The sequence below is a fragment of the Streptomyces smyrnaeus genome, from assembly GCF_017676345.1.
Taxonomy (GTDB): Bacteria; Actinomycetota; Actinomycetes; order Streptomycetales; family Streptomycetaceae; genus Streptomyces; species Streptomyces smyrnaeus.
Genome location: NZ_JAFFZM010000005.1, coordinates 59,318 through 84,783, shown reverse-complemented (window position 1 = coordinate 84,783; position 25,466 = coordinate 59,318). Strand labels below are relative to the sequence as shown.

At 72.1% G+C, this 25,466-nt stretch carries 21 protein-coding genes and 1 tRNA gene; 4 read left to right on the top strand and 18 right to left on the bottom strand.

Features of this window, described 5'->3' with window-relative positions:
* Window positions 1-3: 3 nt before the first annotated feature.
* The 3 genes from JW613_RS10060 to JW613_RS10055 form a co-directional block, all read right to left on the bottom strand.
* Window positions 4-237, bottom strand: a complete 234-nt coding sequence (locus JW613_RS10060; RefSeq protein ID WP_019358162.1) for a hypothetical protein — start codon at window positions 235-237, stop codon at window positions 4-6.
* 7 nt (window positions 238-244) lie between these two features.
* Window positions 245-439, bottom strand: coding sequence for a hypothetical protein (locus tag JW613_RS35715; protein WP_245225312.1), 195 nt, complete (start codon window positions 437-439; stop codon window positions 245-247).
* 87 nt (window positions 440-526) lie between these two features.
* Entirely contained in the window at window positions 527-1,924 is a 1,398-nt protein-coding gene (locus JW613_RS10055; RefSeq protein WP_307865853.1) for an MFS transporter, read from the bottom strand.
* 291 nt (window positions 1,925-2,215) lie between these two features.
* On the opposite strand from JW613_RS10055, the gene JW613_RS10050 reads away from it, so the two are divergent.
* On the top strand, window positions 2,216-3,256 hold the full coding sequence (locus tag JW613_RS10050; RefSeq protein ID WP_209210372.1) for a helix-turn-helix transcriptional regulator: 1,041 nt from the start codon (window positions 2,216-2,218) through the stop codon (window positions 3,254-3,256).
* Window positions 3,257-3,364: 108 nt separating this feature from the next.
* On the opposite strand, the gene JW613_RS10045 is transcribed toward JW613_RS10050, so the two are convergent.
* The 6 genes from JW613_RS10045 to JW613_RS10020 all read right to left on the bottom strand — a co-directional run bounded on the left by JW613_RS10045 (window position 3,365) and on the right by JW613_RS10020 (window position 7,428).
* Window positions 3,365-3,437: transfer RNA gene (locus tag JW613_RS10045), tRNA-Ala, on the bottom strand.
* Between the two features lie 136 nt (window positions 3,438-3,573).
* On the bottom strand, window positions 3,574-4,227 hold the full coding sequence (locus JW613_RS10040) for a histidine phosphatase family protein (RefSeq protein WP_209210667.1): 654 nt from the start codon (window positions 4,225-4,227) through the stop codon (window positions 3,574-3,576).
* Window positions 4,224-4,688: a ribosome silencing factor gene (rsfS, locus tag JW613_RS10035; RefSeq protein ID WP_099880730.1), complete on the bottom strand. Its 465-nt coding sequence runs from the start codon at window positions 4,686-4,688 to the stop codon at window positions 4,224-4,226. Before rsfS ends, JW613_RS10040 begins: the two co-directional genes overlap by 4 nt.
* Before the next feature lie 132 nt (window positions 4,689-4,820).
* Complete coding sequence (locus tag JW613_RS10030) at window positions 4,821-6,608, bottom strand: LCP family protein (protein ID WP_209210371.1); 1,788 nt, start codon at window positions 6,606-6,608, stop codon at window positions 4,821-4,823.
* A complete protein-coding gene (gene nadD / locus JW613_RS10025) occupies window positions 6,605-7,240 on the bottom strand; it encodes a nicotinate-nucleotide adenylyltransferase (protein ID WP_099880734.1) in 636 nt (211 codons plus the stop codon). The genes JW613_RS10030 and nadD overlap by 4 nt, the downstream gene beginning before the upstream one ends.
* Window positions 7,241-7,257: 17 nt before the next feature.
* On the bottom strand, window positions 7,258-7,428 hold the full coding sequence (locus JW613_RS10020; protein WP_185016833.1) for a hypothetical protein: 171 nt from the start codon (window positions 7,426-7,428) through the stop codon (window positions 7,258-7,260).
* 219 nt (window positions 7,429-7,647) lie between these two features.
* On the opposite strand from JW613_RS10020, the gene JW613_RS10015 reads away from it, so the two are divergent.
* The gene (locus tag JW613_RS10015; protein ID WP_209210370.1) at window positions 7,648-8,778 is read left to right on the top strand and encodes a M48 family metallopeptidase; all 1,131 of its coding nucleotides are present in this window, start codon (window positions 7,648-7,650) and stop codon (window positions 8,776-8,778) included.
* On the opposite strand, the gene JW613_RS10010 is transcribed toward JW613_RS10015, so the two are convergent.
* The 5 genes from JW613_RS10010 to proB all read right to left on the bottom strand — a co-directional run bounded on the left by JW613_RS10010 (window position 8,732) and on the right by proB (window position 14,048).
* Complete coding sequence (locus JW613_RS10010; protein WP_209210369.1) at window positions 8,732-9,856, bottom strand: SCO2583 family membrane protein; 1,125 nt, start codon at window positions 9,854-9,856, stop codon at window positions 8,732-8,734. The two genes, JW613_RS10015 and JW613_RS10010, sit on opposite strands and share 47 nt — an antisense overlap.
* A gap of 120 nt (window positions 9,857-9,976) precedes the next feature.
* Window positions 9,977-10,651 carry an SCO2584 family spore wall biosynthesis protein gene (locus tag JW613_RS10005; RefSeq protein WP_209210368.1) on the bottom strand — a complete coding sequence of 225 codons (675 nt, stop codon included), beginning with the start codon at window positions 10,649-10,651 and terminating at the stop codon, window positions 9,977-9,979.
* Between the two features lie 78 nt (window positions 10,652-10,729).
* Window positions 10,730-12,019: a glutamate-5-semialdehyde dehydrogenase gene (locus tag JW613_RS10000; RefSeq protein WP_372447928.1), complete on the bottom strand. Its 1,290-nt coding sequence runs from the start codon at window positions 12,017-12,019 to the stop codon at window positions 10,730-10,732.
* A gap of 149 nt (window positions 12,020-12,168) precedes the next feature.
* A complete protein-coding gene (locus JW613_RS09995; protein WP_221506483.1) occupies window positions 12,169-12,543 on the bottom strand; it encodes a DUF8830 family protein in 375 nt (124 codons plus the stop codon).
* A 356-nt stretch (window positions 12,544-12,899) separates the two neighbouring features.
* Complete coding sequence (gene proB / locus JW613_RS09990) at window positions 12,900-14,048, bottom strand: glutamate 5-kinase (RefSeq protein ID WP_209210666.1); 1,149 nt, start codon at window positions 14,046-14,048, stop codon at window positions 12,900-12,902.
* Window positions 14,049-14,486: 438 nt separating this feature from the next.
* Between proB and JW613_RS09985 the strand changes: the two genes are divergently transcribed.
* Window positions 14,487-16,580: a CDP-glycerol glycerophosphotransferase family protein gene (locus tag JW613_RS09985; protein WP_209210366.1), complete on the top strand. Its 2,094-nt coding sequence runs from the start codon at window positions 14,487-14,489 to the stop codon at window positions 16,578-16,580.
* A 274-nt stretch (window positions 16,581-16,854) separates the two neighbouring features.
* Window positions 16,855-18,105, top strand: coding sequence for a phospholipase D-like domain-containing protein (locus JW613_RS09980; RefSeq protein ID WP_209210365.1), 1,251 nt, complete (start codon window positions 16,855-16,857; stop codon window positions 18,103-18,105).
* A gap of 128 nt (window positions 18,106-18,233) precedes the next feature.
* Here the strand turns inward: JW613_RS09980 and obgE are convergent, their stop codons facing one another.
* The 4 genes from obgE to JW613_RS09960 form a co-directional block, all read right to left on the bottom strand.
* Window positions 18,234-19,673 (bottom strand): GTPase ObgE, encoded by a 1,440-nt coding sequence (gene obgE, locus JW613_RS09975; RefSeq protein WP_209210364.1) that lies wholly within the window; start codon window positions 19,671-19,673, stop codon window positions 18,234-18,236.
* A gap of 138 nt (window positions 19,674-19,811) precedes the next feature.
* Entirely contained in the window at window positions 19,812-20,069 is a 258-nt protein-coding gene (rpmA, locus tag JW613_RS09970) for a 50S ribosomal protein L27 (RefSeq protein ID WP_099880750.1), read from the bottom strand.
* Window positions 20,070-20,082: 13 nt separating this feature from the next.
* A complete protein-coding gene (rplU, locus tag JW613_RS09965) occupies window positions 20,083-20,406 on the bottom strand; it encodes a 50S ribosomal protein L21 (RefSeq protein WP_099880752.1) in 324 nt (107 codons plus the stop codon).
* A 270-nt stretch (window positions 20,407-20,676) separates the two neighbouring features.
* Window positions 20,677-25,428 carry an Rne/Rng family ribonuclease gene (locus tag JW613_RS09960; RefSeq protein WP_209210363.1) on the bottom strand — a complete coding sequence of 1,584 codons (4,752 nt, stop codon included), beginning with the start codon at window positions 25,426-25,428 and terminating at the stop codon, window positions 20,677-20,679.
* Window positions 25,429-25,466 lie beyond the last annotated feature (38 nt).

The window sequence follows — 25,466 nt, the reverse complement described above, 5'->3', positions numbered from 1 at the left end:
AGGTCAGGCCGTCGCGAAGGAGTAGAAACGCTTCAGCGTGCAGTGGGCCTCCAGCAGGCGGCCGTAAATCGGCTCGCCGTCCAGCTCCCGATAGGTCTCGATCGGGTCGCCTTTTATGATCAGCGCCCGAGCGCAGTCCTCGCACCAGTACTGGTAGGCGCTGTTGACCGGCTCCATGTCACGGACGATCGGGGTGCCGCTGCCGCACCAGTCGCACTTCCTGCTGTGGGCGCCCATCGCTCAGTCAGCTCCAGATGTGGCCGCAAGCCGTGCACACGTAGGACACTCCTCCATTGTCGCCGAGCACTTGGGCGACGTTCGCCGAACCGCAGGACGGGCACTGCAGGTTGCACGGAGCGTCCCGCGGGTGCTCCGCCCGGGGCGGGGGCCACGTGGGCGCGGACCCGGAACCGTCCTCGTCGAGGACCGTCGCCGACATCGCACTCGTCCCTCCCCTTCCCCCTTGGCCTTCCCCCTTCCAGCCGTCACGATTCTGCCACGTACCGGCTGCTGGACTAAGGGCCGGTCAGCGATCCTTGGCCAATCCCCTCACCCGGCGCACCAGTCCGTTCAGCGGTCCCGCCACCGCTCCGATGAGCATTCCGGCGACCAGCGCCGCACAGGTGACGGTGAGCGCGTGGGCCGAGGTGGCGGCGGACGGCGCCGTACGTTCCGCGTGCTCCAGATAGATGGCGCCGAACAGTGCGACACCGCTCAGCAGTCCGAGCTGCGCCGTGGTGACCAACAGACCGCTGGCATCGGCTGCTTCGCTCTGCCGCACACCGGCCAGCGTGCGCGACAGTACGGGGTTGTACGCCAGTGACAGCCCGAACCCGCTGGCAGCCAGGCAGACGTAGAGCGGGACTCCCCCGTCACCGCCGCCCGACAGCAGCACGCCCAGCCAGCCGAACGAGGCGGCGGCGATCAGGAACCCGGCGGAGGACAGCCGGGGATGCCACGACTGCGGCAGCCGCCGCCAGTTCGTGCCGACCACGGCGAACAGCCCGGCCGTCGGCACCATCGACAACCCCGCCAGCAGCGCGCTCTTCCCCAGGCCACTTTGCAGATGCAGCATCAGCACCAGGACGAACCCGGCGTTGCCGGCCATCATGCAGAAGATGCGTACGACGGCCAGCGGCACGCCCGGCGCCCGCAGCACCAGCGGTGAGATCAAAGGCCTGCCGCCGCGCCGGGCGAGCAGCACCTCGTAGCGTCCGAAGGCCGGGACGAGCGCGGCGCACAGCGCGAGGGATATCCACCCCCACAGCGGCCAGCCCTGTTCCCGTCCGAGCACCACCGGGACGGTGAACAGGAGCAGTACCGCGCCGAGCAGGGCCAGCCCCGGCAGATCCAGGGCGCGCCGCTCCTCGTCGCCGCCCCTGGCCTCACCGCGCACACCCATCAGCCAGGGACCGAGGCACAGCAGTGCGATGCCCACCGGGACGTTGATCAGGAAGATCGGACGCCAGCCCAGGCCGAACAGGTCGGCAGTGACCAGCACTCCGCCCAGCAGCTGGCCCGCCGCGGCGCCGACGCCGAGCACGGCGGCGTAGGCGCCCAGCGCGCGGGTGCGGGCGAGCCCGGTGAAGGTGCGCTGGATCAGACTGAGCACCTGGGGGAGCATCGCGGCACCGGCCGCGCCCTGCACCAGCCGGAAGGCGATGAGCTGGCCCGTGCCGGCCGCCAGACCGCAGGCGAGCGAGGCGGCGGTGAACAGGGCGAGACCGCCCAGGAAGACCCTGCTGTGGCCCAGCAGCGCCCCCAGCCGGGCCCCGGTGATCAGCAGTACCGCGTAGGCGATGGTGTAGCCGGCGACCACCAGTTGCAGCCCCGCGCCCGAGGCGTGCAGGTCCGCCCGCAGGTCGGAGGCGGCCACGTTGACGATGAAGGTGTCCAGCAGCGCCATGAACTGGCCGGTGAGCACGATGGCGAGGAGCCACCCGGGGCGCGGGCCAGGACGCGCGGTCCCTGTGCCACTGTCAGTGGCGTGCTCTTCACTGGGATACCGAACGGCGGGATGCCCGGTGCCACGGGTCCGACTGCCGGGGGTGGGGCTGCCGGGGGTCCCCGGTGTCCCGGCAGCCGGCCGCGGAGAAGCGGAAGACGAAGGAGCGAAGGTCATGCCCAGAGCCTGGCCGGGCCGGGTCGAAGATCCCGAGAGCCCGGCAATGCTGGTACTGACAGCACCTGGCAGCCGATGTGCGCTGCCCCGACGATGGGGGATGTGACAGTCATCGCCGAGACAGGAACGGAGCCGAGGGCCGCACGCAGTGCTGCCGGAGCGCCACGCCCTACCACCCGGCGCCGCAGGTCCGAGCTGGCCACGTTCCTGCGCAGCCGCCGCGCCCGGGTCTCCCCCGCCGATGTCGGGATGCCGGCGGGCCCGCGCCGCCGCACCCCTGGGCTGCGCCGGGAGGAGGTCGCCCAGCTCTCGGGGGTGGGCGTGACCTGGTACACATGGCTGGAGCAGGGCCGTCCGATCAACGCGAGCGCGCAGGTCCTGGACGCGGTGGCCCGCACGCTGCGACTGGACGAAGCCGAGCGCGAGCATCTGTACCACCTGGCCGAGGTTCCGCATCCAGCGTCCCCGGAGCGGATCGCCGAGGCGGTCGACCCCGAGGTCCACCGCATCCTCGACGCGATGGACCCGATGCCCGCCGTGGTCTACAACGGCCGGTACGACGTGCTGGCCGCCAACGCCGGCTACCGGCATCTCTTTCCGACCCTCGATCTGGTGGGACAGCCCGAACGCAATGTCCTGTGGCAGCAGTTCGTGGTGATGCCGCCGTGCTGTTGCGCGCTCCTCAACCGCGAGGCCGAACTGTCGTTGATGGTGGCCACGCTCCGCGGCACCTACGGCCGCCATGTCGGAGAGGCTGCCTGGGAGGAGTTCGTCGGCCGTATGTGCGAGGCGAGCGCGGAGTTCGCCCAGCTGTGGCACAGCGGCGATGTGGCCCCGCCGGGAGCCCGGATCAAGCTGGTGCAGCACGCCTCGGTCGGCCAGTTGCGGCTCAGTTCGACCTCGCTGCAGATCAGTGGCGCGGCCGAGACCCGGATCGTGGCCTATGTGCCGCACGACGACGAGACCGGGCAGCTGCTCGAGCGGCTGCGGACGATAGACGACCCGTTGATCGGCTGTCCTGAGCACGCCGAGCCGCTGTCCCGGACACATGAGCGGCTGCTGCGCGCGAGCCGCCGGGTGGCGCGGGAGATGAGCGCCTCGGACCCGGCCCGACCGCACAGGGAGCCAGGCTGAGCGCCCAGGCTCCGGGCTGAGCCCCCGGGCGCCCGGGGGCGGCGCCTGGCCGGGCACACAGCAAAGATCCCGCCCTCCGGGAGGAGGACGGGATCCGAGAGGTCCGCGTGGAGCTAAGGAGAATCGAACTCCTGACCTCTTGCATGCCATGCAAGCGCTCTACCAACTGAGCTATAGCCCCGAGGACCGGCGCCGGAGCGCCGCGAACGAGAAGCAGCTTAGCGGGTGGCCAGGCCAAATGAGAAATCCGGCCGTCCGCCGCCCTTCGACGGCGCCGATGCCGCGGCCCGTCCCCGTCGTCCGCCCCACGGCCCGGCTCAGTCGTCGTCGCCGAGCACCGGCTCGGGCAGGCTGCCCGCGTTGTGCTCCAGCAGCCGCCAGCCACGCACCGTCTCACCCAGCACGGACCAGCTGCAGTTGGACAGACCCCCCAGCGACTCCCAGGTGGTGGGCGGCAGCCCGATGAGCCGACCGATGGTGGTGCGGATGGTGCCGCCGTGGCTGACGACGACGAGCGTGCCACCGTCCGGCAGCTTCTCCACGGCGCGCTCCACCACGGGCGCGGCCCGCTCAGCGACCTCGGTCTCCAGCTCACCGCCGCCCCGGCGCACCGGCTCGCCGCGCTTCCAGGCGGCGTACTGCTCGCCGTAGCGGGCGACGATCTCCTCGTGGGTGAGGCCCTGCCACTCGCCCGCGTACGTCTCCCGCAGCCCCTCGTCCTGGGAGATGTCCAGCCCGGTGAGTGCGGCCAGCTCCGCCGCGGTGGCCGCGGCGCGCTGCAGATCGGAGGCGACGATCGCATCGGGCCTCAGCGCCGCCAGCAGCCGTGCGGCACGTCGTGCCTGGTCGAGGCCGGCATCGGTGAGCGGAATGTCCGTACTGCCCTGGAAGCGCCGCTCCAGGTTCCAGGCAGTCTGGCCGTGCCGCCAGAGAACGATCTTGCGGTTCCGTACCGCCCCCGTGCCGTTCAGCGCAGTTCTCCGTCCAGTTCGTCCGCCGGTTCGGGCAGCTGCTCGTCGCCCGCGGCCACCGCGTTCGCGTGCTCGGCGGCCTTGCCACGGGTGGCCTTGGCCTCCTCGGGCAGCTCCAGCTCGGGGCAGTCCTTCCACAGCCGCTCCAGAGCGTAGAAGACCCGCTCCTCGCTGTGCTGGACGTGGACGACGATGTCGACGTAGTCGAGGAGCACCCAGCGGCCGTCGCGCTCGCCCTCGCGGCGGGCGGGCTTGGCGTCCAGCTCCTTGTTCAGCCGCTCTTCGATCTCGTCGACGATGCCCTTGACCTGCCGGTCGTTGGGTGCCGAGGCGAGCAGGAAGGCGTCGGTGATGGCGAGCACGTCGCTGACGTCGTAGGCGACGATGTCGTGCGCGAGCTTGTCGGCCGCCGCCTGGGCGGCGGTGTTGATCAGCTCGAGGGAACGGTCCGTGGCGGTCACAGGCAAGGCTTTCGGATCGGAAACATCTCGTCTTCCAGGGTCTCACGGCCGCGCGACCGGATTTCGGCCCATGTCGCCGGGCCGACCGCCCGGTGTGCGCCACGGCCGGCCCTCGTCGTCGTAGACCACGCCTCAGCCCCGGTAATCGGCTCCCAGCAGCACCGTGACGTCCGCGTTGGCGGCGCCCTCGGCCTTGCGGACCGCGCTGCCGGGCAGCCCCAGCGTCTTGGCGACCTCTTCGGCCTTGGCCTTCTTCGCGGCGTCGGCGTAGGTCACCAGCGACCTGGTGCGGGTGGCGGCGCTGCCGCCCTTGACGACCGTGTAGCCGCCGTTGACCAGCGCCGCGGAGGCCGCGTTGTCCAGGCCGCGCTCACCGGTGGCGTTCTTCAGGCTCACCCGGGGCGCCGCGTCGGGGTCGGAGTTCTTGACGTTGCCGCCGAGCACCTTCTTGACGATCTGCTCGCTGACCTGCGGGCTGAGGGTCCCGTCGGCCCGCACGGGGAGCGTCCGGGTGCGGTAGTCACCCTGCTTCGCGTGGTTCGCCAGCTGGGCCAGCGAGGCACCCAGCTGGGACTCGGACAGTGAAGGATCGGGGATCTGGCCGAGGGACTCGACCGTCTTGGTGGCCGCCTCCGCGTCGCTGGAGAGCTTCTTGAGCACCGCCTGCATGACCTGCCCGAACCGGGCGAGCTGCTTGGCCTGGGGCTCGCCCTCGGCGCGGTAGGTGGCGTAGGCGACGGCGGCGCGGCCGTCCAGGTCCTGCTTGCTGCCCTGCTCGACCTGCGGCCCTTCGCCCTTCTTCGCACCGGGCACGGTGGTGTCGGTGTCCAGGGCGATACCGCCGACCAGCTCGACCAGGTTCTCCAGGTAGGGGGTGTCCAGCCGCCAGGTGCCCTTGATGCCGGAGCCGAGCAGGGTGTTCAGCGCGTCACGGGTGGGTCCGGCGCCCCGGTCCTCCACCGACTTGCCCAGCGTCGTCGTGGTGCCGTCCTCCGTGGAGACGGCCAGCGAGTTGGGCAGCAGCACGGTGGAGCCCTCGCCCGCGCCCTCGTTGTCGACGAGCAGCGCCGTCGAGCTGGCGTCACCGCGCTCGCGCAGGTGCACCACGATCACGTTCCGCTGCTCACCCACTGCGGCGCCGCCCGGGCCCGCGTCGTCGCCGATGCCCGGCAGCATGCCCGCGTGCCACAGGTAGCCGACGCCGCCCACCAGCAGCAGCGCGAGGACGACGACCAGCGCGACGACGCGGTTGCGTCCCTTGCGTCTGGCCTCCTCGCGGCGCTCGGTACGGCTCTCGGTGAACTTGAGCCAGTCGATGACGTCCTCGGAGTCGTCGCTGGTCTCCTCCACGAACGAGAACTGCTCGGTGTGGTACTCGCCCTCCGCGCCGGAGGACGCCTCGGCCCGGCCGGGAGCGGCGCTGCTCCCGGCCTGTGCCGTCGGCTCCCCGGTCGCCGGCCGCTCGGACGGGTCCGGCTGTGCGGGCTCGCCGGGCCGTCCGGGCTGCCCCGGCTGCTCGTAGGGCTCGTAGGCCCCGTACTGCTCCTGCTGCGGCGGCCGGCCCTGGGTGGGGACCCAGTCCGGCTGCTGCTGCGGCTGCGGTGCGGCGTAGGGCGCGGTCTGCTGCGGGGTCTGCTGCTGGGGGGCCTGCTGCTGCGCGTACTGGTCGTATGAGCCGTACGCGTCGTAGTAGCCGCCCTGCTGCTCCGGATGGCCCGCATAGGGGTCGTAGCCGGTCTGCTGCTGCCCGGGGGGCTGGGCGGCCTGGGCATACGGGTCGTACGCCGGGTACGGGTCCTGTCCGGCGTAGGTGCCCTCCTGCGGCGCTTCCTGCCTGCGGTATACGGGCCTGCCGTACTCGTCGTAGCCGATGATCTCGGGCTGCGGGCCGTACGGGTCGTATCCGTAGCCGTCGCTCACGCTCGCGGGTCCCCCTCCGTGCCGCCCCGGTACAGCGCGCGCTTGCTGATGTACCGCACCACACCGTCCGGCACCAGGTACCAGACCGGGTCGTCGCGCTCCACCCGTGCGCGGCAGTCCGTGGAGGAGATGGCCAGCGCCGGGACCTCCACCAGTGAGACACCGCCCTGCGGCAGCCCGGGGTCGGCCAGCGCATGGCCCGGACGGGTGACGCCGATGAAGTGGGCCAGTGAGAAGAGCTCTTCGGTGTTGCGCCAGCTGAGGATCTGCGAGAGCGCGTCGGCACCGGTGATGAAGAACAGGTCGGTGTCCGGATTGGCCTCGGCGAGCTCGCGCAGCGTGTCGATCGTGTACGTCTTGCCGCCGCGGTCGATGTCGATGCGGCTGACCGAGAACTGCGGGTTCGACGCCGTCGCGATGACCGTCATCAAATAGCGGTCCTCGGCCGGCGAGACCTGCTTGTGGCTCTTCTGCCACGGCTGCCCCGCCGGTACGAACACCACCTCGTCGAGGTGGAAGCGCGCCGCCACCTCGCTCGCGGCCACCAGGTGGCCATGGTGGATGGGGTCGAAGGTCCCACCCATCACACCGAGCCGCCGCTTACCGGTCCCGGGCACTATGTCCTCTCCCATGCGGGACGACTCTACGCTCAGCGGTCCCGGTTGAAGCGGGTGGTGATCCACAGCAGCAGCATCAGCGCGAGGAGCGCACCGCCGCCGGTCAGATACGGGCTCAGGCTCTCGTGCTGACCGCCCTCACCGTGCTCGCCCCCGGAGGCGAGGGTCAGCAGGGTGGCATGTGCGGTGCTGGGCAGAGTCATCGTCGGCGGAACCTATCCCTCGAGGCGCGGACAGTTGGCGTGCGCTGGTCCCTCGCCGCGGACCGGTGGACACACCGGCGCGACGCGGAGGTGCGCAGCCACATCGTAAGCGGGGACCCTCCGGCGCCTCACCCCGACTCATCCGGAACGCAACGGGAAGGCCCCGCTCCGCGTCCCACCCTCTAGTGTGGACAGCCCAGTCGATGAGGGGGAAACACGATGACAGACGGCACAGGCGGCACGGAGCGCCTGCCGGGCCGCGAGAGGCGGCGTTTTGAGGGCATCTCGTCACGCGCGTACGAGCACCCGACGGACCGCTCGGCCCTGGTCGCGCTGCGCAAGCTGAGCGGGTTCGACACCGCGGTCAAGGCACTGAGCGGCCTGCTGCCCGAGCGCAGCATGCGGCTGCTGTTCCTCTCCGACTCGGTGCGGGTCAGCGACCAGCAGTTCGCCCACCTCAACGCGATGCTGCGGGACGCCTGTTACATCCTGGATCTGGAGAAGATCCCGCCGATGTACGTCACCCAGGACCCGAAGCCCAACGCGATGTGCGTCGGTATGGACGAGCCGATCATCGTGCTCTCCACCGGCCTGGTCGAGCTCCTGGACGAGGAGGAGATGCGCGCGGTGGTCGGCCACGAGGTCGGGCACGCGCTCTCCGGCCACGCGGTCTACCGGACGATACTGCTGTTCCTGTCCAACCTGGCGTTCAAGGTCGCGTGGATCCCGCTGGGGAACGTCGCTGTCATGGCGCTGGTGACGGCGCTGCGCGAGTGGTTCCGCAAGTCGGAGCTGTCGGCCGACCGCGCCGGGCTGCTGGTGGGGCAGGATCTGCATGCGTCGATGCGCGGGCTGATGAAGCTGGCCGGCGGCAACCACCTGCACGAGATGAATGTCGACGCCTTCCTGGCACAGGCCGACGAGTACGAGGCGGGCGGCGATCTGCGCGACTCCGTGCTGAAGATAATGAACGTGCTGCCGCGCTCCCACCCCTTCACCACCGTGCGGGCCGCGGAGCTGAAGAAGTGGGAGGCCAGCCGCGACTTCCAGCGGATCATGGACGGCCACTACCCGAAGCGCACGGAGGACCAGGACACCTCGGTCCGGGACTCGTTCCGGGAGTCGGCGAACCACTACACCGAGTCGGTGCGCAACAGCAAGGACCCGCTGATGGGCTTCGTGCGCGACCTGGCGGGCGGTGTCGGTGACGTCGGGGGCAGGCTGCGCGACACCTTCACCGGCGGCCGGGGCGGCTCCGGGGGTCAGGACGGCGGAAGCGAGGGGAACGGCGGAAACGGCCGGGCTAACGGCTCGAACGGGAAGGATGGTCCGGGCTCGGCTGAGCGCTAGACGCCAGCAGCCCGCACATCGAGGCGGCGGACCGGCCCCGCTCGTACGGGTCGGTCCCCGCCTTTCCCGCGTCCTTGGCGCGCTCGCCGGCAAGCAGCGGGGTCAGCACGTCGGAGGAGTCCCCGCCGCAGTCCATCGGGCCGGCGCGCATGGCGACCTGCCGCACGTTGACCTGATGGTCGCGCAGGTCCTCGCGCTCGAAGCGGAAGCGCACCTCCCTGCGGACGGAGAAGAGGGAGGCGCTCTTGCGGGCCTTCGCACCCTTCTTCGCGTCGGCGGGGCGTACGGCGTAGACGAAGACGTGGTCGGCCGTCACCTCCAGGCCGTCCCCGACCTCCTGCACGGCAAGCGTGCCGTCGACCCGTACCTTCGAGCTGGCCAGCGCGGCCTTGTCGGTGTCGAGGCGCACCATCCAGGCCGTGGCGGCGTGCCGACCGTCGCTGCGCGGCTTGTCGACGCTCCGGTCGAACTGGCGCTGCTGGCGGGGGTTGAGCAGCACCCGCACCGGCCGCACGGCGCCGCCGGCGACCACCTGGGGGTCGAGCGAGCTTTGCACCACGTACTCCTTGGCCATGGTGAGCGCGGCAAGTACCTGACTCTCCGAGAAGTGGTCGCTACTCCGAACGGGTGGCAGTGCCACTCCATCGGCCCCCTTCGCGAACCGGTCGGCAGGGCTGTTCTCGAACAGGTCCGCCGGGGTGCTGCCGGGGACCCGGCCGGTGGGCGCCAGCGGCAGCATTTCGCTGTGCAGGGGCTCCGCGCCGGCCCGCGCCGGGGACCGGTACGGATTCCGTATGCCCATGTAGATGGCGGTGCCGAAGGCCAGGGCGATCAGCAGCACCAGGATCAGCCCCTGCCGGGAGAAGCCCAGGCCCGTTCTGCTGCGGCGCTCCGCCTCGGGGCGGGCGCGGACAGCGGCGTGCTCCTCGTCCTGCAGGCGCTCACGCGCCGAGAACTCCTGGAGCCGCGCAGCCTTGATGAACGACTCGTCGAACACCAGCGATCGGTATTCGTCGTCGCCGCCGTTGGGACCGCCGCCGTCGGGCGTCCCGTCGGGAGGATCCACTCGCCCGGCCATAAGGACAGGGTAGGACCGACCGGGCGGGCGTGAACGGCGTGGCCCCGGCCAACTTGCGGGAATCCCAGCGGCCTGTTCCGCCTACCGCGACAGGCCGCTTCCGGCCCCTGCCGACGGTGCTCAGCCGCCGGGGGGCTCCACGGAGACGGTGGGCAGGGCGCCCGGTCCTTCGCGGTCGACGCCGGTGGTGGCCGGTGGCGGGGTGGGGTCCTGCCGCTGGTTGGAGGTGCCCCGGTAGACGGCCGAGAAGGCGAGGGCCACCATGCCGATGCCCATCACCACGGCGAGCACCCAGGCGACGGGCCGCTGCCAGCTGCGGTGACCGCGGTAGGGGCGCGCGCCGCCGCCGTGCGGCGTGTACCGGCCATGGGCGCCGTGCGGGTATCCGAAGTCGGCGCCGTGCTCGTAGGCCGGGTCCAGCTCCGGCGGGAGGCCGTCGGTGCCTTCGTACTCCACGCGGTAGTCGGAGCGGTCGAAGCGGCCCTCGTCGTCGTCCGGGTCGTCGTAGAAGGGGTCGTCGGCCTCGGTGAGGTCGTCGTGCGGGAGCTCGCCCTCGCCGCGTGCGCGGCCGACGCCGTCCTCGGCGGAGCGGAGGTTCTCGTTCTCCGTGAGCTCCGCGTGCGACTGGGCGGAGGCGAGTATCCGTTCGGCCGCGCTCGGCTCATGGACCTCGGCGGCGCGTACGAAGTCCTCGTCGAGTACCACGGAGGCGAACTCGTCGTCCGCCGCCCCGTGGTCGCGGTACTCGGGCTCCTCGCCGTCCGGGAACGGCCTGCCCCCCACGTCGTCCGGCACGCGATCCAGCGTAGACCTATGCGGTCAATTTGGGCAGGGCTGATGGGAACTGGGAACCGGGCAGAAAATCGGTGCCGTTCACTCCCTGATGTGACCGTCCCCGGTGACCACGTACTTCGTGGAGGTCAGCTCCGGCAGACCCATGGGACCGCGGGCGTGCAGCTTCTGGGTGGAGATCCCGATCTCGGCGCCGAAGCCGAACTGGGCGCCGTCCGTGAACCGGGTGGAGGCGTTGACCATGACGGCGGCGGAGTCCACGAGTGCCGTGAAGCGGCGGGCCGCGGCGGTGTCGCCGGTGACGATCGCCTCGGTGTGCCCGGAGGACCAGGCGCGGATGTGCTCCACGGCGGCGTCCAGCGAGGGCACCACGGCGGCTGCGATGTCGTACGAGAGGTACTCGCTCGCCCAGTCCTCCTCGGTGGCCGGCAGCACCGTCCGCCCGGAGGCGCCGGCCGCCGTCTGCCAGGCGTCGTCCCCGTGCACGGTGACGCCCGCCTCGGCGAGCGCCTCGAGGGCACGCGGCAGAAAGGCGTCGGCGATCTTGGCGTGCACCAGGACGGTCTCCGCTGCGTTGCAGACGCTGGGGCGCTGGGCCTTGGAGTTGACGAGGATGGCGAGCGCGGTGTCGATGTCGGCGCGCTCGTCCACATAGACGTGGCAGTTGCCGGTGCCGGTCTCGATGACGGGGACGGTGGACTGCTCCACCACGGTCTGGATCAACGAGGCGCCGCCGCGCGGAATCAGCACGTCCACCAGGCCCCGGGCGCGCATCAGCTCGGTGACGCTCTCCCGGCCCTCGCCGGGCACCAACTGCACCACATCGGCGGGCAGTCCCGCCTTCTCGACGGCATCGCGCAGTACGGCGACCAGTGCCGTGTTGGAGGCGTGAGCGGACGACGAGCCGCGCAGCAGCACCGCGTTGCCGGACTTGAGGCAGAGCGCGGCGGCGTCGACGGTGACGTTCGGGCGGGCCTCGTAGATGATTCCGACGACGCCCAGCGGGACCCGCACCTGGCGCAGCTCCAGACCGTTGGGCAGCGTCGAGCCGCGCCGCACCTCGCCCACCGGGTCGGGCAGCGCGATCACGTCGCGGACGTCGGAGGCGATGGCCTCGACCCGCTCGGGGGTGAGGGTGAGCCGGTCGACGACGGCTTCGGCCGTCCCGGCGGCGCGCGCCTTGGCGACGTCGTCGGCGTTCGCGGCGACGATCTCGTCCGTCCGGGCCGTGAGCGCGTCGGCGATGGCCAGCAGCGCGCTGTCACGGGTGGTGCGGGGGGCCGGGGCGAGGTCGGCTGCCGCAGTCCGCGCGCGGCGGGCCGCCTGACGGACGGGGGACTCCGGGGTCTCGGATGCGCTCATGGCGCGCATGGTAGCCGGGGCACCCGGCGGGCCGCCTCGGCGTCTCAGCAGGACCGCTCGGAAGGGGGCCGCACCGGCGCCGACGGGACCCGGTGCCGCCGAACCCGTGCCGCCAAAACCGGTGCCGCCGCGACCGGTGCCGTCGGAACCCGGCGCCCTCAGAACGGGTGCACCCCCATCGGGCTGGCGGGTGGCGGACCGTAGCCCTCGGCGACGCGCTGCTGGAAGGTCTCCCGGCCGATCACTTCGAGCCCCACGATCTCCCAGGGCGGCAGCTTTGCCGAAGCCCGGTGCTCGCCCCACAGCCGCAGCGCCACGGCGGCGGCGTCGTGCAGGTCATGGGCCTCCTCCCAGTAGCGGATCTCGGCGTGGTCGTTGGCGTAGCGGCTGGTCAACAGGAACGGATGGTCGTGGGCGAGCTGTTCGAGCGCGCGCCGTACGTCGGCCAGCGGTGCCTCCCGCCCCGCGACGCTCAGCGTGATGTGCCAGAGCCGGGAGCCGACTCGTTCCTCGGGCTGGGGAGAAGACGCCATGTCGACGCTGGCCAGTCGTCTCACCGGTGGCCTCCTGGAGTGGTGCTGCTGCTGCGTTGTCCGGTTGCTGCTGCTCGTGTCCGTGGTGCTGCTCGTGTGTCGGTGCTGCTCGGTGGCTGTCGGTGCTGCCGTCGGGACGGTGCGTGCACGTGCGGGTGCACGTGCCGCACGTATCGCCCGCGTCAAAGTTGACCAGCCCGAGGGCGAGCGCGGGGCCGTTTTGCGGAAGGTGTCCGTGGAAAGGCTGGACTTTTTCCTGTCCGGCTTCCTGTCCGGCCCGAATCAGAAGCGCAGCAGACAGCACCGATCAGCCGCGGAGCAGGCGGCGCCATGCGGCGCTCAGCGGGCGGCGTCGTTCAGCCGCTCAGCAGCACGAGGTCGTCCCGGTGGACGACCTCGCGCTCGTAGGCCGGGCCCAGCTCCTTGGCCAGCTCGTGCGTGGTGCGGCCGAGCAGCCGCGGCAGCTCCCTGGCGTCGAAGTTCACCAGTCCGCGTGCCACCGCCCGCCCCGCGGTGTCCCTCAGCTCCACCGGGTCGCCCGCCGAGAAGTCACCCTCCACCCCGGCGATACCGGCGGGCAGCAGCGAGGTACGGCGGTCCACGACGGCCCGCACGGCGCCGTCGTCCAGCGTGAGCGCGCCGGTGGGCGTGGAGGCGTGCGCGAGCCACAGCAGACGCCCGGCGGCGCGCCGCCCGGTCGGGTGGAAGTACGTGCCCGTCTCCCGGCCCGCCAGCGCGTCGGCCGCGTGCACGGCGGAGGTCAGCACGACGGGCACTCCGGCGCCGGCCGCGATCCGGGCCGCCTCGACCTTGGTGACCATCCCGCCGGTGCCCACCCCCGCGCTGCCCGCGCTGCCGATGTCGACGCCCTCCAGATCGGCGGGGCCGCGCACCTCGGCGATGCGGCGGGTGCCGGGGGTGGCGGGGTTGCCGTCGTAGAGGCCGTCCACATCGGAGAGCAGGACCAGCAGGTCGGCGCGGACCAGGTGGGCGACGAGCGCGGCGAGCCGGTCGTTGTCGCCGAAGCGGATCTCGTCGGTGGCCACCGTGTCGTTCTCGTTGACGACCGGGACGGTGCCCATGGCCAGCAGTTGGTCCAGGGTGCGGTAGGCGTTGCGGTAGTGGGCACGCCGGCTGGTGTCGTCCGAGGTCAGCAGCACCTGGCCGACGCGCCGCCCGTAGCGCGCGAAGGAGGCCGTGTAGCGGGCCACCAGCAACCCTTGGCCGACGCTCGCCGCTGCCTGCTGGCGGGCCAGGTCGCGGGGGCGCTTGGCCAGCCCCAGCGGCGCCAGCCCGGCGGCGATGGCGCCGGAGGAGACCAGCACTATCTCGCGGCCGGGGAGCGCGGTCTGCTCGGTGCCGGCGCGCGTGTCGGCGTGCCGGGCGTCGATGTGCTTGGCGAGGACGTCGACGAGGGCGTCCACCCGGTCGGCGTCCAGTCCGCCAGTCGCGGTGGTCAGCGAGGAGGAGCCGACCTTGACGACGACGCGGCGCGCCTCCCGCACGGCCTGACGGCCCACTTGTGCACTCTCCGTGACCGAATCGGTGTTGCTGCCTCTGCCGCCCCCCGGATGCGCGCCCTGTCCCGCGGCGTCGGCCACGCGGCCTGTTCCCCTGTCTCCTGTCACGCCCGTACGTACCCCTCGCGCCTGTCCCGCCGCGGCCGGCCGAGGGGCGCCGCTGTGCGCCCGTGGCCCGTGACCCGCCGTCTGTCCTGTGTCGCAATCTACGTCAGCGCCGGTCCGCTCCGCTCATCCGTTTCGCGCAACGGACGGGTGCGGATGGTTACCTTTGACCAGGTAAGCACGTATCCGGGGACGACGAAGATTGTCACTTGACCCACGGGCGTCATACGGTCAGTGGTCGACCACTGGCCACCGCCACCGGCCATCCCTCAAGCCCTGTTCCTTCGAACCACGATCTCCATGCCAGGAGCCCAGCCCGTGCCCTCTGCCGGACTCTCCACACGACGCGCCGTGCAGCTCGCGGCCCTGCTCGCGCTCGCGGTGTTCTACACCGTGCAGCTCGCGGGCGCGCTGCTACCGAACGTGCCCGTCTTCGTCGCCGCCTCGCTGGCGGGACTCGCCCTCGACCTGTACCTGACGCACAAGCAGCCCGGGCTGCTGGCGCTGCTCGGGAAGGTCCGCTTCGACGTCACCACGCGACAGCTGCTGCGCGACATGCTGGTCGTCATCGGCCTGGTGCGCATCCCCGAGGTCCCGCCGGACATCGAGCGCCCGCTCACCCTGCTGCTGCTGGCCGCGTACGCCGCGCACTTCCTGTGCCAGGCGGTGGCCCAGCTGGTGCGCCGCACCCGCACCCTGCCGGTCGTCACGCGCAACATCGACACCTCGGCGCTGCACCTCACCAACGCGCCGTCCCGGCTGCTGGCCCGCCAGCCCAGCCGCAGGCTGCTGCGCTTCTCGATCCCCGGCACCCTGGGGCTGATGCTCAGCGCCGGGCTGTCGGCGCAGGAGTGGGGTCTGATCGGCGTCAGCTGCACCCTGCTGCTGTCGCTGAGCAGCGCTGTGTATCTGGGCACCTGGCTACTGCCCAAGAAGCGCTCCAAGAGCGAGCAGGACGTGCTGGCGTGGCTGGACAAGTGGCTGGCGCAGTACAGGCCGACCATCGGCATGTACTTCTCGGGCGGCGCCACCTCCGCGTACCAGGCGAACATGTGGCTGAGCACCCTGGCCCAGCTGGACGGCAGGCCGCTGATCGTGCTGCGGGAGCGGTTCATGGTGCAGAAGATCGACGCCACCGACATCCCGATCGTCTGCATCCCCAAGGTCGCCCACCTGATGCGGCTGGAGCACTCCACGCTCAAGGTGCTGCTGCACCCGGCCAACTCCGGCAAGACCTCCCAGGTGCTGCGCATCCCCACCCTCAAGCACGCCTTCATCAACCACGGCGAGTCCGACAAGCTCTCCTCCTGCAACCCCTACGCCAAGGCGTACGACCAGGTGTGGGTCGCCGGAGAAGCAGCACGTGAGCGGTACCAGCTCGCCGAGGTCGGGGTCGACGACAAGGACGTGGTGGAGGTGGGCCGCCCGCAGCTGAGCCCCATCCAGCACGCCGACGAGCGCGCCGCGGCGCCGAAGAGCGACTACACGACGGTGCTGTACGCGCCCACCTGGGAGGGCTGGGACGGCAACCCGGGCAACACCTCGGTCCGGCTGGCCGGCGAGAACATCGTCAAGGCCCTGCTGGCGGACCCGAAGGTACGGCTGCTCTACAAGCCGCACCCGATGACCGGCTCGGTCGACCCCCGCGCGGGCGCCGCCGACCAGCGCATCCGCGCACTGATCACGCAGGCCAACGCGGCTCGCGGCGGTGCGCGGCGCAGCACGGAGGCGGTCGCGGAGCTGGAGCGCCGCACCACGGAGCTGGACCGGGTGTCCACCACCGCGTTCCGCCGCAGCGCGGACGAGATGGAGCGGATGAAGATCCAGGGCACACCCGAGGAGGGCAACGCCGAACGGGTGCGGGCCGCGACAGAGGCGTGGGAGGCGGCCTACTGGGCGTCGTTCCCGGAGTGGGAGCACCAGATCATCGACGGCCCCCGGCCGGCGATCTTCACCTGCTTCAACCAGGCCGACCTGCTGATCTCGGACGTCTCCTCCGTCGTCTCCGACTACCTCAGCAGCGAGAAGCCGTACGCGGTGGCGAACACCAGCGGCATGAGCGAGGAGGAGTTCCGGGCCACCTTCCCGACCGTGCGGGCCGGCACCGTGCTCTCCCCCGACGCTCAGCAGATCCCGGCGCTGCTGGAGTCGGTGCGCCACCCGGAGAAGGACGCCCTGGTGCGGGCCCGCAAGGAGCTCAAGACACATCTGCTGGGCCCCTCCGATCCGCCTTCGCTCGTCCGCTTCAACGCGGCCGGGCTGGAGCTGGCGGCCGAGGCCGAGGCCCGCAACACCCGTGTCGCACGGCGTACGGCCGAGATCCCCGGCCAGCGGGAGATGGAAGAGGCCGCCGAGGAGGCCGAGATGGAGGCGCCGACGACGGCGGATCCGGAGGATGCGGTGCCGACATAGGCAGCACCGCCACCGCGTGACCACCGTTTGGGCGGGGCCACTCGTTCGGGCGGCGCATGCGCAGCACACCGGCGCACGGAAGCACATGACGGTGCGGGGCCCCGGGAGGAATTCACCTCCCGGGGCCCTTCCGTATGTCTGCGTCACTTCCGTCCCATCCGTCCCAGGACCTGACGCATACGGCTGAAAGCCCGGCCCCGCGTCCCTACGCTCGCTGGCGACCCGGTAGGCACCATCCGCCGGGTTCCGCACCACCAGCCAGGAGGGGACGCACGTGACACGCCTGAGAACCGCCGCAACACCACTCGCTCTGCTCCTGGTGGCGGGAATCCACCTCGCCACCCCCTCCCCCGCCGCAGCCGCCTCTCCCGGCACCGGTCCCGTCTTCAACCTGCCCAACGGCACCCCCACCCAGCAGCGCGCCATCCGCAGCGATCTGCTGGCCCGGATCAAGGCGGCGGCGCCCCGCTCCACGATCAAGCTGGCCCTCTACCACTTCTGGGACGCCGAGGTGGCCCGCGCACTGGCCAAGGCCCACACCTCGGCCAAGCGGCGCGTGAACGTGCGGGTGCTGCTGGACGAGTCGAGTGTGAGCACGATGCCCTCCAGCAGCTCGTACAAGATCCTGCGCAAGGCGCTCGGCACCGACCGGGCGAAACGGTCCTTCGTCGGGCTCTGCCCGAAGGGGAAGTCCTGTCTGGGCAACCCCGGCTCGGGGGCGTCCATCGCGCACAACAAGTTCTGGCTCTTCTCCCGTACCGGCGGCTTACGAAACGTCGTGGTGCAGACGTCCTCGAACCTGTCCACCGGCAACTACACCAAGTTCTGGAACGACGCGATGGTCGTCTCCCAGGCCCGCACCTACCAGGCCTACAGCCGCTACTTCGACAAGATGGCCGCCGCGAACTGGCGCACCTGGCGCTACACCCGGGCCGCCGCCGGCCCCTACACCGGCTACTTCTTCCCCCGGCCGAGCGGCGGCGACACCGTGCGCGGCATCCTGGACAACGTGACCTGCCGCTGGAAGGACGCGCGCGGCAGCCACCGCACCAGCGTCCGGCTGGCGATGTTCAAGCTCACCCGGCAGGGCGTAGCCGACGAACTCGCCGCGCTGCGCCGGCAAGGCTGCGCCGTCGACATCGTCTACGCCGAGACCGACAGCAAGGACAGCACCGGCTCCCCCGGCACCTGGGAGACGCTGCACGTACCTGGCGGCCCCGCTGTGCGGTGCCTGCACTATGACGACGACGGCGACCCTAAGACGGCACGGGAGGTCATCCACTCCAAGACCCTGATGATCTCGGGTCGGTACGCGGGTGCCGCGAACAAGGTGGTGTGGACCGGAAGCCACAACTACTCGGGCCCGGCGCTCACCAAGAACGACGAGGCTCTGATGAAGGTCGACAGCTCGGCGGTGCACGACGCCTATGTGCGGCGCTTTCGTGCCGTGTGGGCCGCGGCGCGGCCCGGCAGCGCCGACAACACCCCCAGCTGCAAGGGAGTGAGCCCCCAGCCGGAGCACTAGGGCGCGCCTCTGGGCTCGCCCTTCCGGCTGTGCTGGTCAGGGGTTCTGCCCCTGACTGGCGCTTACAGGCTGCGGGTTCGTCGTGGCTTGTCGCGCCGTTCCCCGCGCCCCTTCGGGGCGCGGCCCTCTTACTCGAACGGGTCGAAGTCCTCGTACTCACCCAGGGCTTCGTCGCGCTCCGCCTCGCGGTCGCGGCGGCGCTGGGCTGCCGGACGGGGGGCGTCCATGCGGTGGTCCTCGCCCCGGCGGCCGAGCATCTCGGCACCGGTGACCATGGTGGGCTCCCAGTCGAAGACGACGGCGTTGTCCTCGTCGCCGATGGCGACGCCGTCGCCCTCGCGGGCGCCCGCCTTCAGCAGCTCCTCCTCGACGCCGAGGCGAGCGAGGCGGTCGGCGAGATATCCGACGGCTTCGTCGTTGTTGAAGTCGGTCTGCCGCACCCAGCGTTCGGGCTTCTCGCCGCGCACCCGGAAGAAGCCCTCCTCGATGCGGGTCACCGTGAAGCCCGCGTCGTCGACGGCCTTGGGGCGGATGACGACACGGGTGGACTCCTGCGCGGGACGGGCGGCGCGGGCCTGGTCCACCAGACCCGCCAGCGCGTAGGACAGCTCCTTGAGGCCCTGCCGGGAGACGGCGGAGACCTCGAAGACAGGGAAGCCGCGCTCCTCCAGATCGGGCCGGATGATGTCGGCCAGGTCCTTGCCCTCGGGGATGTCCGTCTTGTTGAGGACGACGACGCGCGGCCGGTCCTCCAGGCCGCCGTAGCGGGCCAGCTCGGCCTCGATGACGTCCAGGTCGGAGACGGGGTCGCGGTCGGTCTCCAGCGTGGCGCAGTCCAGCACATGGACCAGCACGGAGCAGCGCTCGACGTGCCGCAGGAACTCCAGCCCGAGCCCCTTGCCCTCGCTGGCGCCGGGGATCAGCCCCGGCACGTCCGCGATGGTGTAGACGGAGCTCCCGGCCGTGACCACGCCGAGGTTGGGCACCAGCGTGGTGAAGGGGTAGTCGGCGATCTTCGGTTTGGCGGCGGAGAGCACCGAGATCAGCGAGGACTTGCCCGCACTCGGGTAACCGACGAGCGCGACATCGGCGACGGTCTTCAGCTCCAGGACGACGTCCCGTTCCTCACCGGGCTCGCCCAGCAGCGCGAAGCCGGGGGCCTTGCGCCGTGCGGAGGCCAGCGCCGCGTTGCCGAGGCCGCCGCGGCCGCCCCGCCCCGCGATGAAGGTGGTGCCGGCGCCGACCATGTCGGCCAGCACCTCGCCGCGCTTGTTCAGGACGACGGTACCGTCCGGCACCGCCAGCACCAGGTCCGTGCCGTCCTGCCCGGAGCGGTGCCCACCCTCGCCGGGCCGGCCGTTGGTGGCCTTGCGGTGCGGACTGTGGTGGTAGTCGAGCAGCGTGGTCACGTCCGGGTCGACGACGAAGACCACGTCGCCGCCGCGCCCGCCGTTGCCGCCGTCGGGGCCGCCGAGCGGCTTGAACTTCTCCCGGTGCACGGAGGCGCAACCGTGCCCACCGTTACCCGCGGCGACATGCAGCTCGACGCGGTCCACGAAGGTGGTCATAGGGGTGTGCCTCCAAGGCGTGCTGAGGGGGGTGTACTACGCACCGAGGGCGGACCCGTTTCCCGTACGCAGGCATATGCCGAACATACGGGAGAAGGAGGTCCGCCCTCGGGTGTGGAGAGTGTGCCGTCCGGCTGCTTACTTGGCAGCGGGTACGACGTTGACGACCTTGCGGCCGCGGTGGGTGCCGAACTGCACCGCACCCGCGTCCAGCGCGAACAGGGTGTCGTCGCCGCCGCGGCCGACGCCCTTGCCCGGGTGGAAGTGGGTGCCGCGCTGGCGGACCAGGATCTCACCCGCGTTGACGACCTGACCGCCGAAGCGCTTCACGCCGAGATACTGCGGGTTGGAGTCGCGACCGTTCCGGGTGGACGATGCGCCCTTCTTGTGTGCCATCTCTCCTCAGTCCTTACTTCTTGGCCGGGGCGGGGATGTCGGTGACCTTCAGCGCGGTGTGCAGCTGGCGGTGGCCGATGCGCTTCTTGTACCCGGTCTTGTTCTTGTACTTCTGGATCCGGATCTTGTCGCCCTTGTGGTGGTCCACCACCTCGGCCTGGACCTTCACGCCCGCCAGGACCCAGGGGTCGCTGGTGACCGCGTCACCGTCGACGACGAGCAGGGTCGAGAGCTCGACGCTGTCGCCGACCTTGCTGTCAGAAATACGGTCAACCTCGATGACGTCGCCCACAGAAACCTTCTGCTGGCGACCGCCGGTGCGCACGATCGCGTACACGCGGAACTCTCTCTCGCTCGTATCGGAGCTCCTGACGCCAGCCGCCCGCCCGCGCGAGAGCGCGGATCTGATCCGGAAGGATTGAGCGGCCTCTCCCGGGAACCGGGAGGGATTTGCTCAGGAGCGGCGCGCCCGGGTGAGGACACGCCGACGGTCAAGGGTACCCCATACGGACCTGGGGTTCTTTCCGAGGCCCCGTTGCCCGGACCCGAGCCGGGCGGGGAGGGACGGGCCCTCCCCGCCCGGCGGGTCACCGCCGGGGGGTGCGGGTCACTCCTCGGGGGTGGCGGCGGACACCGAGGTTCCGGCTCCGCCCTCCTGCTCGGCGGCGGCCGTCTTCTTGGCCGAAGCCTTCTTGGCCGCCTTCTTCGCGGCGGTCTTGTTCGCCGCCGTCTTTCCCGCTGCCGACTTTCCCGCCGCCTTCGTCGCCGACTTCGCCGTCGTCGACTTCTTGGCGGCGGTCTTCTTCGCGGCCGTCTTCTTGGCCGGGGCCTTCTTGGCCGCCTTCTTCGCGGCGGTCTTCTTCGCCGGGGCGACGGCTTCGCCCTCCTCCGCCGGAGCGGTGGTGGTGATGGTCCGCGTCACCCGCCGCCGCGGCCGGACCGGCGCGACATCGGTGACGACCTCGCCGACCACCGGCTCGGGCTCGGCGGCCGCAGCCGGAGCGGTCGCCTCGTCCGACGGGACGACCAGCACGGCGGCGGTGCCGTCCCCGGTACGCGGCGCCCCGGCCGGAGCGCTGACCTTGCGCGTCACCCGACGGCGGCGCCGGGCGCCGGTGGCGGGTTCGGTGGCCGCCTCGGGCTGCTCGGCGGGCTGCTCGGCGGCCTGCTCCGTGCTCGGTTCGGCAACCGGTGCGGCCACGTCGGCCGCGGGCTCGGCCGGAGCCTCGGCCGGTGCCGGGGCGGTGGGCTCGACCGCAGCGGGCCCGGCGGCGACGGCCTCCGGAACCGCGGGCTGTGACACGGCGGACTCCGAAGCGGCGGGCTCCGGTGTTGTCGGCTCGACCACCTCGGCGGTCTCACCCGCCGTCGCCCTCGGCGACCCCGCGGGCGCGCTCGCCTTGCGGCTGCCCCGGCGTCGGCCACGTCCACCACGCGCGGCAGCCGCTGCTGCCTCCGCCTCGGCGGCGCTGTTGAACAGCTCCTCGTCCGGCACGAACTCCACCGGCGCGGGGGCCGCCGTCGAGACGTCGGCGGACTCGGCCACCACCTCGGAGGGCTCCACCGCGGCAGCCGCCGGCGCGGTCGCGGGCGAGGGCTCGGGCTCTGCCGGGACGGGCTCGGCGGGAGCCGGCTGCGGCTGTGCGACCTGCTGGCCGCCGCCCTTCGCCTCGCCCTTGTCCGCCTTGCCCTTGCCCTTCTTGCCCTTCTTGCCGCCGCCACCCGCACCGGCGGCCACGGCCTGGTCCATGTGCACGATGACGCCGCGCCCGTTGCAGTGCACGCACTGCTCGGAGAACGACTCCAGCAGCCCCTGTCCGACCCGCTTACGGGTCATCTGCACGAGGCCCAGCGAGGTGACCTCCGCCACCTGGTGCTTGGTACGGTCCCGGCCCAGGCACTCCAGCAGGCGGCGCAGCACCAGGTCGCGGTTGGACTCCAGGACCATGTCGATGAAGTCGATCACGATGATGCCGCCGAGGTCGCGCAGCCGCAGCTGGCGCACGATCTCCTCGGCCGCCTCCAGGTTGTTCCTGGTGACCGTCTCCTCCAGGTTGCCGCCCTGGCCGGTGAACTTGCCGGTGTTGACGTCGACGACGATCATCGCCTCGGTCCTGTCGATCACCAGCGAACCGCCGCTGGGCAGCCACACCTTGCGGTCCAGCGCCTTGGCCAGCTGCTCGTCGATGCGGTACGTGGCGAAGACGTCCACGTCCGAGGTCCACTTCTGGAGCCGGTCGCCCAGGTCGGGAGCCACGTGCGAGACATAGCCGTGGATGGTCTCCCAGGCCTCGTCACCGCTGATGGTGACCTTGGAGAAGTCCTCGTTGAAGATGTCGCGCACCACCCGGACGGTCATGTCCGGCTCGCCGTACAGCAGCGTGGGCGCGTTGCCCTTCTGGGCCTTCTTCTGGATGTCCTCCCACTGCGCCTGCAGCCGCTCGACGTCGCGGCGCAGCTCGTCCTCGCTGGCGCCCTCGGCCGCCGTACGGACGATCACGCCGGCGCCCTCGGGCACCACCCGCTTGAGGATCTGCTTGAGCCGCGAGCGCTCGGTGTCCGGGAGCTTGCGGCTGATGCCCGTCATGGACCCCTCGGGCACATAGACCAGGTAGCGGCCCGGCAGCGAGACCTGGCTGGTCAGCCGGGCGCCCTTGTGGCCGATCGGGTCCTTGGTGACCTGCACCAGCACCGACTGGCCGGACTTGAGCGCGGTCTCGATCCGGCGCGGGCCGTTGCCCATGCCCAGCGACTCGAAGTTGACCTCGCCCGCGTACAGCACGGCGTTGCGGCCCTTGCCGATGTCGACGAAGGCGGCCTCCATCGACGGCAGGACGTTCTGCACCTTGCCGAGGTAGACATTGCCGACGTACGAGGTCGACTGCTCCTTGTTGACGAAGTGCTCGACCAGCACATCGTCCTCCAGGACGGCGATCTGCGTACGCTCGCCGCTCTGCCGCACGATCATCTCGCGCTTGACGGCCTCGCGGCGGGCGAGGAACTCCGCCTCGGTGATGATCGGAACCCGGCGACGCCCCTGCTCACGGCCCTCGCGGCGGCGCTGCTTCTTGGCCTCCAGCCGGGTGGAGCCCTTGATGGCCTGCACCTCGTCGGAGGGCTCGTCCTTCTTCTTGCGGGGCTCACGAACCTTGACGACGGTGCGCTCGGGGTCCTCCGAGGTGACCGTCTCACCGGCCGGGGCCTCCGTGTCACCGGAGCGGCGGCGGCGACGGCGGCGACGGCGCGAGCTGCTGGAGGAGGTGCCACCGGTGGCCCCGGCCTCGCCCTCGTCCTCGCCGGCCCCCGCTGCGTCCGCAGCGGCCCGCCCGGCGGTCTCGGTCTCCTCGGCGGCCTCGGGGCGCTCCTCGCGCTCCTCCGGCTCATCGGCCTCGTCGGACTCGGCACCCTCGGCCTGCTCGGCGCTCTCGCCACGGCGCCGACGGCGGCCGCCCCGACGGCGGCGGCGTGCGGGGCGCTCGTCCGCCTGGGCGCCCTCCTGCTCCTCGCCCTCGGTGTCCTGGTCGCCGCCCTCGCGGTCCTCCCGCTCGTCCCGGCTCTCGTCGCGGGCGGCGGGCTGCTGCTCGGCCTGCTGCTCGGCCGACTCCGCGCGGCGGCGACGGCGACGGCGCGGAGTGGCGGCGGCCTCCTCCTCGATCGCGGCCCCGGTCTCGGTCTCCGGCTCCGGCTCGGTCTCCGCCTCGGCCTCGGCCCGGCGCTCGGCCTCGGCGGCAGCGGCGGCGGACTGCGGGGTCTGGAAGGCCGGCTCGGTGAAGACGGGCGGCTGGAACATCGCCACGGGCGGCGCGGGGCGCTTACGCCGTCCCCCGCGCGTCTCGGCCTTCTCCGACTTCTCGGACTGCTCGCCGGTCCTGGGGGTCCCGGACGCGGGGGCTTCGAAGCCCCTGGCGACCTTCGGCTCGGCCTCCTGCGGCGCCTCGGCCGTCCCGGCTGCCTCGGTCGCCTTGGCAGCCTTGGCGGCATTGCCCTTCGCGTCGCTCCTGGCGGCCTTGCCGCTGTCGGAGGCGGGGCGGTCGGAATCGGCGGTTCCGGCCGGCTCCGCGGCCTCGGCGCCCTTGCGGGTCGCCCGGCGACGCGTACGGGCAGGAGCGGACGTCTCGGTGGCCGCACCCTGCTCGGGGGCCGGTGCGGCCTCGGTGGTCCCGGCGGGCGCGGAGGCCTCGACGGTCTCCGTCGCCTCGGTGGCGGCGGGCGCGGAACCCGCACGGGTCGCACGGCGCCGCGTACGGCCGCCGGAGGCGGGTTCGGCGGAGGCGGGTTCGGCGGAGGCGGGTTCGGCGGAGGTCTCGGTCCCCGTCCCGGTCCCGGTCTCCGGCTCGGCCGTCGCGTCGGCGGCAGCGGCGGCCTTGCGGGTGGCGGTACGGCGACGACCGCGCGTCTTCGGCGCCTCGGCGTTCTCGGCCGTCCCGGCGCCCTCGGCCGTCCCGGCGGACGCGGAGGTCTCAGCGGTCTCGGCGGGCGCGGAGGTCTCGGCGGGCGCGGAGGTCTCACGGGTGCTGCGACGACGCGCAGCCGCGGGCTTCTCCTCCTCGGACGACTGCGCCGTCTCCTCGGCCGGGGCGGCGTCGGCGGCCTTGCGGCCGGTGGCACGACGGCGGGTACGGGCCTTCGGCGCCTCGGACTCGGCCGCCTCGGGCTCGGGGGTGGACTCCGCCGGAGCGGGCGAGCCCGCGGGAGCGGTGGCCTTGCGGGTGGCGCGGCGGCGGCTGCCGGTCTTCGGCGGCTCGGTGCCCACCTCGACGGTGCCACCGGCGGTCTCCGGCTGCGGAGCCGCCTCGGTCCGTTCCGCGGCCTGGGCCTGTTCGGCTGCCTCGGCCTGTTCGGCGGGCTGGGCCGGCGGCGGCGAGCCGGCCGGGGCGGTCGCCTTGCGGGTGGCGCGGCGGCGGGTGCGGGCGGCGGGCGCCGGTGCGATGTCGGCGGGGGCCTGAGGAGCGGCGTCGCTCCCCGAGTCGTCCGGGGCCGGGCCGTCCTGGGCTCCGGCCTCCCCCGAGGTGTCCTCGGCGCTGTCGCGCACGGTCGGCGTTCCGGCCCCGGCGGTCGCCGAGCTCCCGGTCCCACCGCTGTCCGTGCTGCTCACCGGCTCACCGGTGTCCGCCGTGGACGGCGGTCCCGCGGGACGGCTGGCGGCACGGCGGCGGCGCGGGGGCAGGTTGTCGCTCGGCGTGCTGAGCGCACCACCGGCGGTCTCGGGCGCTCCGGCGGCTCCGCCGCCGACAGTGGTGCCACTGCCGACGACCGACCCGCCGGACGCGGTGGATCCGCCGGAGGCGGCGGCTTCCGCGGAAGCGGCGGGACCGGCTGCGGCTGCCTCGGCTTCGTTGGATTCAGTTGGTTCGAGCATGCGGGCGGTTCTCCCGTCACGCTCCCGGGCGCCGCGCT